The sequence below is a fragment of the uncultured Nocardioides sp. genome, assembly GCF_947488025.1.
Lineage (GTDB): Bacteria > Actinomycetota > Actinomycetes > Propionibacteriales > Nocardioidaceae > Nocardioides.
In genome coordinates this window covers 1-17320 of the sequence record NZ_CANKYS010000016.1, presented here as the reverse complement: position 1 = coordinate 17320, position 17320 = coordinate 1, and the positions used below count along the sequence as shown (strand labels likewise).

Annotated in this window: 13 protein-coding genes and 1 other RNA gene; all 14 read right to left on the bottom strand. The window is 70.8% G+C overall.

Features of this window, described 5'->3' with window-relative positions:
* Positions 1–18: 18 nt before the first annotated feature.
* Positions 19–717: a type 1 glutamine amidotransferase domain-containing protein gene (locus Q1B24_RS19725; RefSeq protein WP_299931890.1), complete on the bottom strand. Its 699-nt coding sequence runs from the start codon at positions 715–717 to the stop codon at positions 19–21.
* Between the two features lie 156 nt (positions 718–873).
* Positions 874–1244, bottom strand: a transfer-messenger RNA (tmRNA) gene (gene ssrA / locus Q1B24_RS19720).
* Positions 1245–1313: 69 nt separating this feature from the next.
* Positions 1314–2678, bottom strand: coding sequence for a hemolysin family protein (locus Q1B24_RS19715; protein ID WP_299931888.1), 1365 nt, complete (start codon positions 2676–2678; stop codon positions 1314–1316).
* Between the two features lie 56 nt (positions 2679–2734).
* Positions 2735–3901 (bottom strand): amidohydrolase family protein, encoded by a 1167-nt coding sequence (locus Q1B24_RS19710; RefSeq protein ID WP_299931886.1) that lies wholly within the window; start codon positions 3899–3901, stop codon positions 2735–2737.
* A 124-nt stretch (positions 3902–4025) separates the two neighbouring features.
* Entirely contained in the window at positions 4026–4901 is an 876-nt protein-coding gene (locus Q1B24_RS19705) for an amidohydrolase family protein (protein WP_299931884.1), read from the bottom strand.
* A gap of 43 nt (positions 4902–4944) precedes the next feature.
* Complete coding sequence (gene smpB / locus Q1B24_RS19700; RefSeq protein ID WP_299931882.1) at positions 4945–5424, bottom strand: SsrA-binding protein SmpB; 480 nt, start codon at positions 5422–5424, stop codon at positions 4945–4947.
* Positions 5425–5455: 31 nt separating this feature from the next.
* On the bottom strand, positions 5456–6700 hold the full coding sequence (locus Q1B24_RS19695) for a M23 family metallopeptidase (RefSeq protein ID WP_299931880.1): 1245 nt from the start codon (positions 6698–6700) through the stop codon (positions 5456–5458).
* Between the two features lie 122 nt (positions 6701–6822).
* Complete coding sequence (ftsX, locus tag Q1B24_RS19690; RefSeq protein WP_299931878.1) at positions 6823–7731, bottom strand: permease-like cell division protein FtsX; 909 nt, start codon at positions 7729–7731, stop codon at positions 6823–6825.
* A 71-nt stretch (positions 7732–7802) separates the two neighbouring features.
* Positions 7803–8492: a cell division ATP-binding protein FtsE gene (gene ftsE / locus Q1B24_RS19685; protein ID WP_299931876.1), complete on the bottom strand. Its 690-nt coding sequence runs from the start codon at positions 8490–8492 to the stop codon at positions 7803–7805.
* 207 nt (positions 8493–8699) lie between these two features.
* Complete coding sequence (prfB, locus tag Q1B24_RS19680) at positions 8700–9815, bottom strand: peptide chain release factor 2 (RefSeq protein WP_299931873.1); 1116 nt, start codon at positions 9813–9815, stop codon at positions 8700–8702.
* A 138-nt stretch (positions 9816–9953) separates the two neighbouring features.
* Complete coding sequence (locus Q1B24_RS19675; RefSeq protein ID WP_299931871.1) at positions 9954–10736, bottom strand: hypothetical protein; 783 nt, start codon at positions 10734–10736, stop codon at positions 9954–9956.
* 113 nt (positions 10737–10849) lie between these two features.
* Complete coding sequence (gene treZ, locus Q1B24_RS19670; protein ID WP_299931869.1) at positions 10850–12598, bottom strand: malto-oligosyltrehalose trehalohydrolase; 1749 nt, start codon at positions 12596–12598, stop codon at positions 10850–10852.
* 13 nt (positions 12599–12611) lie between these two features.
* Entirely contained in the window at positions 12612–14951 is a 2340-nt protein-coding gene (gene treY, locus Q1B24_RS19665; RefSeq protein ID WP_299931867.1) for a malto-oligosyltrehalose synthase, read from the bottom strand.
* Positions 14948–17128 carry a glycogen debranching protein GlgX gene (gene glgX / locus Q1B24_RS19660; RefSeq protein WP_299931865.1) on the bottom strand — a complete coding sequence of 727 codons (2181 nt, stop codon included), beginning with the start codon at positions 17126–17128 and terminating at the stop codon, positions 14948–14950. The genes treY and glgX overlap by 4 nt, the downstream gene beginning before the upstream one ends.
* Positions 17129–17320: the final 192 nt, after the last annotated feature.

The window sequence follows — 17320 nt, the reverse complement described above, 5'->3', positions numbered from 1 at the left end:
TGAGGCGGCCCGGCGGTGTCAGGACGTGAGCAGTCCGACGACCTTCTGCGCGGCCTCGGTGCTGGAGGCGGGGTTCTGACCGGTCACCAGCTTGTCGTCGACGACGACGAAGGGCTCCCACGATCCTCCCGAGGAGAAGGTCGCACCGGCCTCACGCAGACGCGACTCGAGCAGCCAGGGCGCCTTGTCGGCCAGACCGGCCTGCTCCTCCTCCTCGTCGGTGAAGGCGGTCAGGTTGCGCCCGGCGAACAGCCAGGAGCCGTCGGCGCGCGTGGCGGGGAGGAGACCGGCCGGGCCGTGGCACACGGAGGAGACGACCTTGCCGCCATCGAGCATGGTCACGAGGATGCGGCCGAGGTCGTCGCTGACGGCGAGGTCCTCCATCGGGCCATGACCGCCGGGCACGAAGACGGCGTCATAGGAGTCGAGGTCGACATCGGCGAGGACGAGCGTCGACTCGAGCCGGCCTGAGAGGGCCTCGAGGGCCTTGCGCTGCTTCGCCGACTCCTCCTCGCCGATGGCGTCCGGAGCCAGGCTGCCCTCGTCCACGACGGGCGTCCTGCCCTCGGGGCTGGCGAGGTCGACGTCGATCCCGGCGTCGGAGAACACCTGAAGGGGAGACAGCAGCTCCTCGGCCCAGAAGCCAGTCGGGTGCGTGGTCCCGTCGTTGAGGGTCCAGTGGTCGGAACCGGTCAGGACTACCAAGATCTTCGGCACGTGCGTACTCCTCGAGGTCGGGGGCTCGGACGCCGTGCGGCGCCTTCGACGACGCTACCCACGAGGTGGTCGGTTCGATGCGCACGCACGAGAGCCGCCCCGACGGGTGTCGGGACGGCTCTCGTCAAGAGGGCTGTGCGCGGTGGATGCGTACGTGCGTGGAGCTGCGGGGAATCGAACCCCGGTCCTCGAGCGTCGATCCAGGTCTTCTCCGGGTGCAGTCAGTGATGTCGCTTTTCTCGGCCTCGGCGCTCCCACAGACAGGTCGCCGACAGGCCCAGTCAGGATCAAGTCCCGGTCACCCCTCCTGACAGAGAGTGACCAGCAAGTCTCCTAGATGAGGCCTGGGTCCGGGACGGAGACGGGTGCCCGGTCAGACCCTTCGATCACTGCTCAGGCAGCGAGAGCGAAGTCGTTGCGATTGGTGTTGGCAACTATGGATTTCCAGCGGTCGTTTACGAGATGACGCTGGCTTCTCGACCCGCTTCCCCTGGAACTAACGTCCCAAGTCGAAACCGATCAGCCCCTCTTGTGTTGTCAAGCAGGCCCGAGCCCACGGCTCCAGCCTACTGGTCCCAACCGACAACCGGCGAACGCTATTCCTTGAGGGCGTCCGCGTCCTCACGGCCCGGGGCCCTGCTGGCCTGACCGTCCCCCGTCCCGTCGGACTCCCCGTCCGGCTCCTCCGCCGCCGGCACGGGCGCGGCGTGGAGGCGTACGCGCATGATGCGGTGGCCGTCGATCTCGACGACCTCGAGCCGGCGGCCCTCGACCACGACGGAGTCGCCGAGGTCGGCCATCCGGGCGAGGCGGTGGAGGACGTAGCCGGCGACGGTCTCGTAGGGGCCGTCCTCGAGGCCGACGCCGGTGCGCTCGGCGAACTCCTCGATCGTCACCCCGGCGTCGACGGTCGTCGGGTCGGCGGCCGCGGCGACCTCGGCGTCGGTGTCGTACTCGTCGTGGATCTCGCCGACGAGCTCCTCCATGAGGTCCTCGAGGGTGACGATGCCGTCGGTGCCGCCGTACTCGTCGACCACCAGCGCGATGTGGGCGCCGAGGCTGCGCAGCTGGTCGATGGAGGGCAGGACGCGGTTGGTGCGGGGCAGCACCGGCAGCTCGCGGGTGATGTCGGCGACCGTCGTGGAGCGGTCGTCGGCGCGGCCGAGCACGTCGCGCAGGTGGAGGTAGCCGAGCACCTCGTCGAAGGACTCCCCCGTCACCGGGTAGCGGGTGTAGGGCTGGTCGACGATCACGGCCACCGCCTCCGCGAGGGTGAGGTCGCCGGCCAGGAAGACGACGTCGCCGCGCGGCTTCATCACCTCGCTCAGCGACCGGTCGCCCGCCTCGAAGACGTCGTCGACGAGCCGTCGCTCACCCTCCGGGATGTCCTCGTGGCCGGAGATCATCATCCGCAGCTCCTCCTCGTCGACCTCGTCGCCGGCGGCGTCGGGGTTGCCGCCGAGCAGGCGGACGAGCAGGTTGGTCGAGAGCGACAGCAGCCAGATCACCGGCGTCATCACGGTGGCGAACCTGCCGAGCGGCGGTGCGAAGAGCTTCGCCACCCCGACCGAGCGCTGCAGGGCGAGCCGCTTGGGGACGAGCTCGCCGAGGACCAGCGAGAGGTAGGACACGACCAGCGTGGTGACCACCAGCGAGACCGTGTCCGGGGCGGGCAGGCCGAGACCCTCGAAGACGGGAGCGAAGGACGGTGCGAGCGTCGAGGCGCCGAAGGCGGCGGAGAAGAATCCCGCCACCGTGACGCCGATCTGCACCGCGGAGAGGAAGCGGTTGGGGTCACGGGCGAGCGAGGCGACCGCGTGCCCGCGCCCTCCCCGAGCGTCCAGCCGCTCCACCTGGCCGGAGCGCAGCGACACCAACGCGATCTCGGTCGCCGCGAACACACCGCCCACCAGGATGAACGCGAGGACGAGCAGGACGTCGATCCAGGTACCGGCTTCCACGGCACCAACGTAACGAGCGGCTGGGAAGCAAGCGGCTGGGAACCCTCAGGACGCCGTCAGCAGACCTCCTCACGCCCCCTGCGGTCGTGGACGACGCGACCCCCGACGACGGTGACGACTGGCTGCAGGTCGGCGTCGACGAGGGTCAGGTCGCCGCGCAGTCCGGGCTCGAGACGGCCGCGGGTGGGGTCGCCGACGAGGTCGGCCGGCGTGGTGGTCACGGTGGCGACAGCCTCCTCGAGGGAGCACCCGGTCGTGGCGTGCAGCAGACGCAGGCAGTCCATGACGCCGGCCGCCGAGCCGGCCAGCGTGCCGTCGACCAGCCGGACGGTGCCGGCGGAGACCACCACCTCCTGGTCACCGAGGCGCGCCCGCCCCTCGGGCAGCCCGAGGCCGGCGGTGGTGTCGGAGACGGTCAGGAACCGCGACGGGCCCAGCGCCCGCCACATCGCCGTCACCACGTCGGGGTGCAGGTGGTGACCGTCCACGATCACGCCGGCCACGAGCCGGGTGACGTCCGGTCGCGTGCCGCCCAGGGCGACGCCGACCGGTCCGGGCTCGCGGGCGAGCATCGGGGGCATCGCGTTGCCGAGGTGGGTGAGGCTCGTGGCGCCGGCGTCGACCGCGGCCACCACGTCGTCCGCGGTGGCGTCCGTGTGCCCGATGGCCACGCGCACCCCGCGCCCGACCAGCTCGCGGACGAGCTCGATCGCGCCCGGCAGCTCGGGTGCGACGGTCGCCATCAGCACACCGGCGTCCCGCGACCAGCCCTCGACGAGCTCCGGCGAGGGCAGTCGCAGCCACTGCTCGGGGTGCGCGCCCTTGCGGGCGGGCGCGATGAACGGGCCCTCGAAGTGCAGCCCCAGCGGCGCCGAGCCCCGCCAGCCTGCGGGCGGGCCGGCGGCGTACGTCTCGAGTGCAAGGTCGCGGGCGTCCGGGTCGGAGGTGATCACCGTGGGCAGCCATGCCGTGACGCCGTACGACGCCAGCGCGGCGCCGGCCTCCCAGAGCCGGGCCGGCTCGGCCGTCAGGTCGATGCCGGCGACGCCGTTGACCTGGAGGTCGATGACGCCGGGGAGCACCGTGAGGCCGCTGGCGTCGAGCACGGGCGTGTCGCCGGGCACGGTGGGGGCGACCAGGCCGCCCGCGATCGCGACGTCACGCGAGCCGCCCCTCACCAGCAGGTCCGGCTTGGGGCCGGTCATCGGCTCATCGTCGTACACCGCGCTCATCCTGTCACCGCGCCCGACGTGAGTCCGCTCGCCACCCGGCTCGGGGTGCGTGGCGCAGCTTTCCGAGCGCCAGAACGTGCCTCACACACCGCTGGGGGGCGGAAGTCCGGGCGGTTCAGCCCAGCAGGGCGGCGGAGCTGTCCCAGCACACGGCGCGCAGCCAGTCCTCCCCCAGCCCGAGCCGTTCGAGCGCCTCGAGCTGGACGACGTAGGGGTAGGGGATGTTCGGGAAGTCGCTCCCGAGGTGCACCCGCCCCGCCATCCCGAGGTCACGCAGCCGGGGCAGCAGGTCGGCGGGGTACGCGCCGCCCATCTCCTCGAAGAACGGCGTGAAGGCCATCGTGGTGTCGAGCGCCACCCGCTCGTGGGACTCGGCGAGCGCGAGGAAGTCGGCGTATTCCGGGGCGCCGGCGTGCGCGATCACCAGGCGCAGCCGTGGGTGCCGGGACAGCAGGTCGGCCACCGGCCCGGGGCCGGTGTGCTCGGTGGCGACGGGCCCGCTCCCGGCGTGGAGCACCACGGGCGTCCCGGCGTCCGCGACGATCCCCCACGCCTCGTCGAGCAGCGGGTCGGTGACGTCGAACGCGCCGACCTGCACGTGCACCTTCCAGACCTCGACCCGGTGGGGCGAGTCGGCCGTGCGGGAGGCGACGTACGCCGCCACACCGGGCTCGGGGAAGAAGGTGCCGCACACCGCCGCCTCGGGCACGCGCTCCGCGAACCCGGCCGCCCAGTCGTTGAGGAACTCGGCCATCCCGGGTTTGTGGGCGTAGGGCAGCGCGGTGAAGCGGCGTACACCGAAGGAGCGGAGCACGTCCACGAGCGCGTCGTCCTCGTCGCGGTAGTGAAGCGGCCACGGCCGGCCGATGAGCGGGCCGGCGGCGTCGAACTGAGCGCGCACCTTGGCCATCACCCGCGGCGGCAGGAAGTGCGTGTGCAGGTCGATCAGGCCGGGCAGGCCCAGGGCCCGGGCGAACTCGACGGGGGTCACCCCGCGCTCAGCCCCGGCCTCAGTCCCCGCCTCACTCCCGGCCTCAATCCCGGTGGCCCTTGAGCCGCCGCTGGACCGCCTCGACCTTCTCGCGGTTGGCCGTGCGCTCGGCGAGGGTGTGGCGCTTGTCGTAGGACTTCTTGCCCTTGGCGAGGGCGATCTCGACCTTCGCGCGACCGTCCTTGAAGTAGAGCGAAAGCGGCACGACCGTGTAGCCCTTGTCGGTGAGCTTGCGCTCGATCTTGTCGATCTCGGTGCGGTTGAGCAGCAGCTTGCGGCGTCGGCGGGCCGAGTGGTTGGTCCACGTGCCCTGGCTGTACTCCGGGATGTGCACCCCGAGCAGCCACGCCTCGCCGTTGTCGATCTCGGCGAACCCGTCGACCAGCGACGCGCGACCCTGGCGCAGCGACTTCACCTCGGTCCCCATCAGGACGAGGCCGGCCTCCCACGTGTCCTCGATGTGGTAGTCGTGGCGCGCCTTCTTGTTCTGCGCGACCATCTTCTGGCCCTGCTCCTTCGCCATGGAGTCATTCTCTCAGGCGGTGTCCAACGCCCTACATCCAGTTCATCGGGTCCACGGCCTGGCCGTTGGCCATCACCGTGAAGTGCAGGTGGCACCCGGTCGACCAGCCGGTGCTGCCCTCGAAGCCGATGACCTGCCCCTCCTGGACCTGGTCGCCGACGCCGACGTTGTAGCCACTGGCGTGGTTGTAGATCGTGGCGATGCCCTTGCCGCCGAGCACGCCGTGGTCGATCACCAGTCGGTTGCCGTAGACGCCGCTGAAGTAGGAGGAGACGACCTTGCCGGGCGCGGAGGCGCGCAGCGGAGTGCCGCAGCCACCGCCGAAGTCGATGCCGTCGTGCAGGCCCCAGTACTGGTAGATCGGGTGGGTGCGGAAGCCGAACGGCGAGGTGACGTAGCCCTCGACCGGGTAGGCGAGCAGCCCCGGGCTCGGCGTGGACGCCTGCGACCGGGCCTGCGCCCTGGCCTGCGCGCGCTGGCGGCGGAGGGCGGCGAGCGCGCGCTTGCGGAGCATCTCCTCGATCTGCTGCTGCTCCTTCTCGAGCTTGCGCAGCTTGGCGAGGTCCTTCGCTCGGGCCGCACTCGCGCTCGCCCGGGCGTCGCGGCGCTCGATCACGAGGGAGACGACGGAGTCCTTGGCCGCCTGCTCCTCCGCCTCCAGGGCCTGCATCAGCTCGAGGTGCTCGGCGGCGGCCTCCCGCTTGGCAGCCACGACGTCGCGCGCCTCGGCGACCTGGTCCTGGCGCACCTCGAGGAGCACCTCGGAGGCCTTCAGCTCGTCGTACTCGCGAGCCTCCTGGCCGATCACGACGTCTCGTACGCCGTCACGGCGGGTGAGCTCCTCGGTCGACTCGGCGTCGAGGAGGGACGAGAACGCGATCAGCTCGGGATCGCCCTCGGCGTACATGTCGGCGACGGTGCCGGCGACCTTCTCGCGCTGGGCGTCACGGTCGACCTGACCCTGCGCGAGGGCGGCCTCGGCGGCAGCGAGCTCGGCCTCGGCGTCCACCAGCTCGGCCTGCATCTGGGCGTCGCGCTCGCGGGCGACCTCCACCTTGCCGCGAGCCGTGGCGAGTCGGGTCTTGGCGACGCCGAGCTGCTCCTGCGCGGCATCGAGGCGCGCCGCGGCCTTGCGCAGCTGCGCGCTGGACGCGTCGAGGTCCTGGCTGGCGCCCTTGAGCTCGCGCTCGACCTGGTTCTTCTTGTCCTTGAGGTCGTCGGCATGAGCGGCGGCGGACACGCCCAGCGCCATGACGGCAACGAGAGCTGCGGCCATGCGGCGATGGGCGGCACGGGGGAAGGTACGCACCGGGGGAAGCCTTTGCGTCGGGGAAGCGGGGAAGGGTGCCCCTCCCGACGTGGTGCCGAGCGAGACGCCTAGACGCTAACCCCCGATGCTCAGACTTTGAGGTATTTGCGCGTCAACACGAGTGTCGGGACCACCGTCAGCACCGGCCCGAGGATCGCGACCGCGCCGGCGGCGAGCCAGAACTCGTCCCAGCTGATCCACGGGACGAATCTCAGGTTGTTCGCGAGGTCACCGATCGCGAAGCGCAGGAACGCCGCCAGCGCCCCGACCGCGAGGGCGACGCTGATGAGCGCGGTGACGAGCGCCTCGAGGAGGAACGGCAGCGCGATGTAGAGCGTGGAGGCACCCACCAGGCGCATGATGCCGATCTCCTTGCGGCGCGCGAAGGCCGCGAGCCGGATCGTGTTGGCGACCAGCAGCAGAGCGGCCAGCACCAGCAGGCCGGCGGTGCCGAGGGCGTACGTGCGCATCTTGGTGATCGTGGTCAGGATCGGACCGACCTGCTCACGGAGGTCGCGCACCCGGGACACCCCGTCGAGGCCCTGCACCGCGCTGCTGATGCCCTCGTACTCCTCGGGGTCCTCGAGCGTGATCCAGATGGTCTGCGGCATGTCCTCCGCGGTCAGCGCGGGGTTGTCGCCGGAGAAGAGCTCCTCGCCGTAGAGCTCCTTGGCCTTCTCCAGGGCCACCTCGCCGGACTCGAAGCGATAGCTCGCGACCTCCGGGTTGGCGTCGACCACGGCCTCGATCTCCGCCTTCTGCGCCTCGGTCACCGGGTTCGGGCAGACCGGGTTGGAGTCGTTGAGCCGGCAGAGGTAGACGGTGATCTGGAGCTGGTTGCCGAAGTGGTCGGCCGCTCGTGTCGCCTGCTGCTGGAAGAGCAGGCCGATGCCGACCAGCGTCAGCGACACGACGAGGGTGAGGATCACCGCGAGGTGCATCGTCAGGTTGCGTCGCAGGCCCTGGCCGAGCTCGGAGTAGACGTAGCGCAGCTGCATGGGGTCGGGATCTCGATTCGTTCGGGGTGGCGGATCGGGTGTGGCGGGTCCGGAGCGGTCGGGGCCCGGTGTCAGTTCTGGTGGCCGTAGACGCCCTGCGCCTGGTCACGCACGACGTGCCCGTTCTCGAGCTCGATGACGCGCTTGCGCATCTGGTCGACGATCCCGGCGTCGTGGGTGGCCATCACCACGGTCGTGCCGGTGCGGTTGATCCGGTCGAGGAGCTTCATGATGCCGACCGAGGTCGTGGGGTCGAGGTTTCCGGTCGGCTCGTCGGCGATGAGGATCATCGGGCGGTTGACGAACGCCCGGGCGACGGCGACGCGCTGCTGCTCGCCGCCGGAGAGCTCGTCGGGCATCCGGTCGCCCTTGCCGCTCAGGCCGACCAGCTCGAGCGTCTCGGGGACGACGTCGTTGATCTCCTTGCGGGACTTGCCGATCACCTGGAGCGCGAAGGCGACGTTCTCGGTGACGGTCTTGTTGGGCAGCAGGCGGAAGTCCTGGAAGACGGTGCCGATGTCGCGGCGCAGCCGCGGCACCTTCCAGCCGGCCAGCCGGTTGATCTCCTTGCCGGCGACGTAGACGCGACCGGTGGTGGGGCGGTACTCCCGGAGCACCAGGCGCAGGAAGGTCGACTTCCCCGATCCCGACGAGCCCACGAGGAAGACGAACTCCCCCTTCTCGATGTCGACGGAGATGTTGTCGAGAGCGGGGTGGGGGTGGCCGGGATAGGTCTTGGTGACCTTCTCGAAGCGAATCACGGCGTCGAGGCTACGTGAGGGGTGGACGCGACGCCGAAACCCGCCGTGCGCCCGACCCAGCGTCCGGCCGGCACCGAGGAGAGGACCGAGCCGTCGGGTGGCCAGGCGACCGCGCCGGAGTCTTCGGTGTGGCCGGTGAGCTCGCGCGGTCCCGCCGTCAGCGTGTCAGTGCCTGACCTCTACCCCGGGGTCACCGTGCGAAACGCCTCAGGCGTCGACCTTCTCGGCCCCCCGGCGCCAGCGGATGCCGGCCTCCATGAAGTCGTCGAGGTCGCCGTCGAAGACCGCGCTGGGATTGCCCGACTCGTGGCCGGTGCGGAGGTCCTTGACGATCTGGTAGGGGTTGAGGACGTAGTTGCGCATCTGGTCGCCCCAGCTCGCGGCGACGTCGCCCTTGAGGTCCTTCTTGAGCGCGGCCTCCTCGGCCTTGGCCTTGGCGAGCAGCTTGGCCTTGAGGACGACCATCGCGGACGCCTTGTTCTGCAGCTGCGACTTCTCGTTCTGGCAGGACACGACGATGCCGGTCGGGATGTGGGTGAGACGGACGGCGGAGTCGGTGGTGTTGACCGACTGGCCACCGGGACCGCCGGAGCGGAAGACGTCGACGCGGAGGTCGTTCTCGTCGACCTCGATCTCGTCGGTCTGCTCGAGGACGGGGACGACCTCGACCGCGGCGAAGGAGGTCTGGCGGCGGCCCTGGTTGTCGAAGGGGCTGATCCGCACGAGGCGGTGCGTGCCGGCCTCGACCGACAGGGTCCCGTAGGCGTAGGGCGCGTGGATGGCGAACTCGGCGGACTTGATGCCCGCCTCCTCGGCGTAGGACACGTCGTAGACCTCGACGCCGTACTTGTGCTGCTCGGCCCAGCGCGTGTACATCCGCATCAGCATCTCGGCGAAGTCGGCGGCGTCGACGCCACCGGCGCCCGAGCGGATGGTCACGATGGCCTCGCGCTCGTCGTACTCCCCCGCCAGGAGGGTGCGGATCTCGAGGGACTCGACGGACTTCTTGATGCGCGCCAGCTCGGCCTCGGAGTCGGCAAGCGTGTCGGCGTCACCCTCGTCCTGGGCCATCTCGACCATCAGGCCGAGGTCCTCGATGCGGGTCTCGAGACCGGTGAAGCGGTCCAGCTCGCCCTGGAGGGCGGAGAGGCGGCCCGTGATGCGGGTGGCGCTCTCGACGTCGTCCCACAGGTCGGGGGCAGCGACCTGCTCGCCCAGGTCCGCGATCTCGTCGCGCATGCGGTCGAGGTTGAGCACCTGGCCGACGGTCTTCATGGTCGCCTGGAGCTGCTTGATCTCTTGGTCGAAGTCGATGCCTGCCACAAGGAGCAACAGTACGGCTCGCGCGGGAAAGGTGTCGAAAGCAGCGGTCGGCACGGCAGTGATCCGGACAGCAGCAGCGGCGAGCACTCCCGGGCCTGTGACCCCGGTCGTGCCCGCCGCTGCCGGATCGGGCGCGCGTCAGCGCGTGCAGAGCACCTCCGGCGTCGCGACTGCGGCCACGGCGGCGGGCGTGGCGGTGGTCGACAGGTCGACCTTCAGGCGGAACACGTCGGAGACGTCGAGGACCTCGTCGGCGACGACCGTGCCGACCGACAGCGAGTGCGTGGCCAGGACGGCGCCGTCGGCGCTGACCGTCACGGCACCGCTGGAGCCGGTGGCGGCGCTGTCGGTGAGGGCGTACGTCGCACGCAGGTCGGTGCACTTGCGACCCAGGGTGTACTCCACCGAGGACGGCGTCCCGGCGATCGTGGTGGCCAGGCTCTGGCCGTAGTACTCCGCGCCGATGAGGACGCCCGCGGGCTCGACGTTCACGCGGGGGCCGCTGGGCCGGTAGACCAGCTTCTCCCACTTGTAGACCTCGACCGGCATGGTCTTGCTGTAGCCCTTCTTGATGCCGCGGCTGCCCGGCTTGAGCACGCGGTACTCACGCGCGCCGGGAGTCGTCGGCTTGTCCTTGAGCACGTAGCTGCCGTTGCGCTTGACCTTGGCCTTGTCCGTGGACTTCCACTTCTTCTTGTTGCCCACGCGCTGCTGGAGGACGACCTTCTCGCCGGCGGCCTTGGGCTTGACGCGCCCGCGGATCTTGACGACGTCCTCCTTGGCGACGGCGACCTCGGTGCTGGCCTTGGCGGTGACCTTGTAGGTCCGGGCCTTGGCAGGAGCCGCCTGCGTCGGCGTGGCGAGCGCCAGCGAGCCGGCGGTCAGGGCCAGGGTGGCGGCGAGTGCGGTGATGCGGTTCATGGTTCTGTTCCCCGTCATGTGGGGCCCGGGAACGGGCCGTTCACGAGGGAGACGGGGGTGGGCGGCAAAAAGTTGTCGGCGGATCCCCGAGGATCCGCCGACCAGGGTGTGGATCAGCGCAGCAGCGCGCCACCGTGCGGCGGGAGCGCGAGCGTGCCGCCCTCGAGCGCCGAGCCGGAGGGGGTGTCGAAAAGGACCTCCCGCTCCCCCACCTCGGCCGTCACTGGCTCGTCGCCCGCGTTGACCACCACGAGGAGGTCGCCGCGGCGCATGGTGAACAGACGGCCCTCGACGGTGCAGGAGACCGCGTCGAAGGCGGGATCCGTGAGCTGCGGCAGCTCGCGGCGCAGCCGGCCGAGCCGCCGGTAGCAGTCGAGCACGACCGCGTGGCGGCCTGTGGCCAGCTCGTCCCAGTCCAGCTTCGAGCGGCGGAACGTCTCGACGTCCTGGGGGTCGAGGACCTCGTCGGGGTCCCAGCCCATCCTCTCGAACTCCGCGATCCGGCCGTCGGCGGTCGCCTTGCCCAGCTCCGGCTCGGGGTGGGAGGTGAAGAACGCGAAGGGCGTCGAGGCGGCCCACTCCTCCCCCATGAAGAGCATCGGCGTGAACGGGCCGGCGAGCGTCAGGAGTGCCCCGCACGCGAGCTGGTCGTCGTCGAGGTGCTCGGCGAGCCGGTCGCCGCGGGCGCGGTTGCCGACCTGGTCGTGGTTCTGGTTGGCGACCACGAGCCGCCAGGTCGGCATGTGCTCGGTGTCGACCGGCGCGCCGTGGTCACGCTCGCGGAACGAGGAGAACGTCCCGTCGTGGAAGAAGCCCCGCTCGCACACCTTGGCCAGCGCCTCGAGCGGCTCGAAGTCGGCGTAGTAGCCGGTGGTCTCGCCGCTCAGCGCGACGTGGACCGCGTGGTGGAAGTCGTCGCTCCACTGGGCGTCGAGGCCGTAGCCACCGGCTTCGCGCGGACGCACGAGCCGGGTGTCGTTGAGGTCGGACTCGGCGATCAGGGTCAGCGGGCGGCGCAGGTGCGCCGACAGCGCGGCGGTCTCGATGGCCATCTCCTCGAGGAGGTGGACCTCCGAGGTGTCGTGCAGCGCGTGCACGGCGTCGAGGCGCAGCGCGTCGACGTGGTAGTCCTCGAACCACATCCGCACGTTGTCGAGGATGTAGCGCCGCACCTCGTCCGAGTCCTCGCCGTCGAGGTTGACCAGGTCGCCCCAGGTGTTGCGGCCGGCCTTGAGGTAGGGGCCGAACACGGGGAGGTAGTTGCCCGAGGGGCCGAGGTGGTTGTGGACGACGTCCTGCACGACACCGAGGCCCGCGGCGTGGCAGGCGTCGACAAAGCGCTTGTAAGCGTCGGGGCCGCCGTACTGCTCGTGGACGGCGAACCAGGCGACGCCGTCGTAGCCCCAGTTGTGGGTGCCGTTGAAGGCGTTGACCGGCATCACCTCGACGAGGTCCACGCCGAGGTCGACGAGGTGGTCGAGCCGCTCGATGGCCGAGTCGAGGGTGCCGGCGGGCGTGAACGTGCCGACGTGCAGCTCGTAGATGACCGAGCCGGCCAGCTGGCGTCCGGTCCAGGCCGCGTCGCCCCACTCGTAAGTCGTCGTGTCCCGTCGCGACAGCCCGTGCACGCCGTCGGGCTGGCGGCGCGAGCGCGGGTCGGGGCGCGGGTCGGGGTCGTCGTCGACGAGGTAGCCGTAGTCGACCGGACCGTCCGTCGGCACCGGACCGGCGGGCGTCCACCAGCCGTCGGCGTCGCGGGTCATGTCCACGACGCCCTGCCCACCGGGGACCGCCACGCTCAGCCGTACGCGCTGCGGGCGCGGCGCCCAGACGTCGAAGGGTCCCCGAGAGGGCGTGGTCATCGTCAGTCCTTCCTCAGTTCTTCTGCACCAGCAGGGCGACCGGGTGGACCGCGAGCAGGGTCTCGAGCCGGCCGTCGGTGTCGAGGCCGGTGAGCACGTCGTGCCAGCGGCCCTCGGGCAGGTCGAGCGACGTGTCGCCCCAGCCGTCGGCCGCCAGGCCGACGGGGAGCCGGGTCGCGACGGTGATCGCGCCGCCGCGGTCGAAGGCGACCACGTGGCCCGCGGCCGACCCGGTGGCCCGCACCGGCGCGTAGGTCGTGAACAGCTCGGGCCGCTCACGGCGCAGGGTGAGGGCGGTGCAGGTGACGTGCAGCTTGGTCGCCGCGTCGTCCTCGGCGGTGCCGGCGAGCACGGCGGCCCGGTGGTCGAAGTCCACCGGGCGGCGGTTGTCGGGGTCGACGAGCGAGGTCTCCCACAGCTCGCTGCCCTGGTAGACGTCGGGCACGCCCGGCATCGTGATGGCGAGCAGCTTGGCCGCGAGCGAGTTCGCCTGCGCGGGTGCGTCGACGCGGGTCGCGAGGTCGAGCAGCACGGAGCGGACGTCGTCGGAGTCGAAGACCGCGTCGACCGCGGCGTGCACCTGCGACTCGTACGCCTCGTCGGGCTCGGTCCACGTCGTCCGGTCGCCGGCCTCGCGCATCGCCTTCTCCGCGTAGCCGTGGAGCCGCTCGCGGAGGTCGGGCAGGTGGTCGGGCGTCCACGCGCCCAGCACGGCCTGCCAGAGCAGCGAGCCGAAGCCGGGGTCGGGCACGGGCGCGAGCCGGAGCAGCTCGTCGAGCGCCCGCTCCCAGTGGCCGGGCTCCTCGGCGAGCACGGTGATGCGGGCGCGGACGTCCTCGCCGCGCTTGGTGTCGTGGGTCGACAGGGTGACCATCGCGTCGGGCCAGTCGCGCTGGCGCGCGGCCATCGCCTCGTGCCACTCGTCGACGCCGATGGCGAAGATCGACGGGTCGCCGCCCACCTCGTTGAGCGACGTCAGTCGTGACCAGCGGTAGAACGAGCAGTCCTCGACGCCCTTGGCCATCACCATGCCGGAGGTCTGCTGGAAGCGCCGGGCCGGCTGGCTCCACTCGTCGTGCAGCAGCGGCTCCAGGACGTCGTACGTCGCTGCGAGGTCGGGGCGCGTCTCCCGCGCGCGGGCGAAGGCCTGGTCGAGGTGGTCGCGGCCCTCGGGCAGGTAGGAACGGTAGACCGGGAAGCAGGCGATGAGCTCGGCGATCGCGTCGGCCACCTCGTCCTCGTCCGCGCTCTCGTCCACCTCGGCCTGGCCCGCGTGCAGGACGCGCTCGACCTCGCGGGTGATGCGCCGGACCTCGGAGTGGAGGATGCCGTCGGCGACGGCGCGCTTGTTGTCGTGGACCATCTGCTCCCAGTCCACGGACGTGCCGCGGAGCCGGTCCTCGAGCGCGGTCAGCGGCGCCTCGCCGGCGGGGTCGGTGAGCACCCGGTCGATGAGCGCGAGCGCGTCGTAGCCGGTGGTGCCGGCGGTGGCCCAGTCGGTGGGCAGGAGCTCGCCGGGCTCGAGGATCTTCTCGACCAGCACGTAGGCGCCGCCGGTGAGGGCGGCGAGGTCGTCGAGGTAGCGCTTGGGGTCTCGCAGGCCGTCGGGGTGGTCCACCCGCAGGCCGTCGACGAGGCCCTCGTCGAACCACCGCTTGACCTCGACGTGGGTCTCGGCGAACACCTCGGGGTCCTCGACGCGCACGGCGGCGAGGGTGTTGACGGCGAAGAAGCGGCGGTAGTTGAGGTCCTCGTCGGCCGCGCGCCAGCTGACCAGCTCGTAGTGCTGCTCCTCCAGCGTGGACGTGCCGGGAGCGAGCGGGAAGCGCTGGTCGTGGTAGCGGACCTCGCCCTCCCCCTTGCCCGGGCGGACGACGCGGATCGCGCCCTCGTCGTCGTCACCGATCACCGGGATCACGATGCGCCCGTCGCCGGCCGCCCAGTCGACGTCGAAGGCCGATGCGTGCTCGGACCCGCGCCCCAGCTTGAGCACGTCCCACCACCACGGGTCCTCCGACGGCGTCGCGACACCGACGTGGTTGGGGACGATGTCGACGAGCACGCCCATCCCGAGCCGTCGCGCCTCGGCCGACAGCGCGGCCAGGCCCTCCTCGCCGCCCCGCTCGGGGTCGACGTGGTCGAACGCGACGACGTCGTAACCGTGCGTGCTGCCGGGCTCGGACGCCAGCAGCGGCGACAGGTAGACCCAGTCCACGCCGAGGTCGTGCAGGTAGGGCAGCACCTGCGCGGCGTCGTGCAGCGTGAAGTCGGGGCTGACCTGCAGCCGGTAGGTGCTGCGCGGCGTACGTCGCTCGGGCTGCTCGGGCCGGTCGGACGGGGAGGCGTCGGTCACGTGAGGTCCGTACCCGAGCGCGCCGCGAGCGATGCAGCGACGGAGTGGTCCGGGCTGACCTCGGGCTCGGTGTGCTCGCGGAGCACGACGAGGCTGTGCGTGCCGAGGTCGAACGTCCCCCCTGCCTCGAACGTCGGGCCGGCGTCGGCGTCGCCTCCGGTGTCGATCACGACGTCCCACGCAGCGGCGTACTCCTCCGTGGGCAGGGTCACCTGCGCCGGGCCGTCGGCGTTGAAGTAGAGCAGGAAGTGGTCGTCGGTGATGGCGGCGCCGCGGGCGTCCTTGCCGGCGATGCCGTTGCCGTTGAGGTACATCCCGATGGCCTTGCCGCCGGCCCAGTCGGCGTCCTCCATCGGCTCGCCGTCGAGGTCGAGCCACACGATGTCGTTCAGTCGCTCGCCGTCGCCGGTGCGCACCGTGTTGCCGGTGAAGAAGCGCTTGCGGTGGAACGTCGGGTGGTCGGCGCGCAGCTTGGCCACCGCCGCGGTGAACTCGATCAGCGGCTTGTCGGCGTCGTCCCAGTGGACCCAGCTGATCTCGCTGTCCTGGGCGTAGGTGTTGTTGTTGCCGTCCTGGGTGCGGCTCAGCTCGTCGCCGTGCAGCAGCATCGGCACGCCCTGGCTGAGCAGGAGGGTCGCGATGAAGTTGCGCTGCTCGCGGGCACGCGCCTCGAGGATCTCGGCGTCGTCGGTCGGGCCCTCGACGCCGTGGTTCCACGAGCGGTTGTGGCTCTCGCCGTCGTTGTTGTCCTCGCCGTTGGCCTCGTTGTGCTTCTCGTTGTAGGACACGAGGTCGCGCAGCGTGAAGCCGTCGTGGGCGGTGACGAAGTTGATGCTGGCGAACGGGCGGCGACCGGAGTGCTCGTAGAGGTCGCTCGAGCCGGAGAGGCGGGAGGCGAACTCGCCCAGCGACGGCTCGCCGCGCCAGAAGTCGCGGACGGTGTCGCGGTAGGCGCCGTTCCACTCGGTCCACTGGGGCGGGAACCCGCCGACCTGGTAGCCGCCGGGGCCGATGTCCCACGGCTCGGCGATCAGCTTGACCTGGCTGACGACCGGGTCCTGCTGCACCATCTCGAAGAAGGTGGACAGCTTGTCGACGTCGTAGAACTCGCGGGCCAGGGTGGCGGCGAGGTCGAAGCGGAAGCCGTCGACGTGCATCTCGGTGACCCAGTAGCGCAGCGAGTCCATGATCAGCTGCACTGAGTGCGGGTGGCGCACGTTGAGGGTGTTGCCGGTGCCGGTGTAGTCCATGTAGTAGCGCTGGTCGTCCTCGACGAGGCGGTAGTAGGCCGCGTTGTCGATGCCCTTGAAGCTCAGCGTCGGACCGAGGTGGTTGCCCTCGGCGGTGTGGTTGTAGACCACGTCGAGGATGACCTCGATGCCGGCGGCGTGCATCGCCTTGACCATCGCCTTGAACTCCTGGACCTGCTGACCGAGGCCGCTGGCGGAGTAGTCGGCGTGCGGGGCGAAGAAGCCGAGGGTGTTGTAGCCCCAGTAGTTCCGCAGGCCCTGGTCGAGCAGGGTCGAGTCCTGGACGAACTGGTGCACCGGCATCAGCTCGATCGCCGTGACGCCGAGCTTCTTGAGGTGCGCGGTGATCGACGGGTGCGCCAGGCCGGCGTAGGTCCCGCGCTGCTCCTCCGGCACGTCGGGGTGCAGCTGGGTCAGGCCCTTGACGTGCGCCTCGTAGATGAAGGACTCGTTGTAGGGGATGGCCGGGCGGCGGTCACCCTCCCAGTCGAAGAACGGGTTGATGACCACGCCGTGGGTCATGTGCGCCGCGGAGTCGTCGTCGTTGCGCGAGTCCTCGTCGCCGAAGTTGTAGGCGAAGAGCGACTGGTCCCAGTCGATCTCCCCGGCCGTGGCCTTGGCGTAGGGGTCGAGGAGGAGCTTGTTGGGATTGCAGCGCAGCCCGTTGTTCGGGTCCCACGGGCCGTGCACGCGGTAGCCGTAGCGCTGGCCGGGCTGCACGGTCGGGATGTAGCAGTGCCAGACGTAGGCGTCGACCTCGGTGACCTCGAGCCGGGTCTCGGTGAACGAGCCGGGGTTGTCCGGGTCGGGGTCGAACAGGCACAGCTCGACTCGCTCGGCGACCTCGCTGAACAGGGCGAAGTTGGTGCCGGTGCCGTCGAAGGTGGCACCCAGGGGGTAGGCAGTGCCGGGCCAAGTCTCGGTCATGCGAAGAAACTACCGGCGAGGGGTGGGTAGCCGTTCTTCCTGACCATCCACCGGGGTGGGGGTGGTGACGACCGTCACCGGACCTGACGTCATGGCAATCCGAGGTTCGGACCGACTGTCGAGTCTCAGGACATCGGTAACGGGATATGTCTCAGGACATCGGTAACACCTGATCGGTTCTCGTCCATGCTG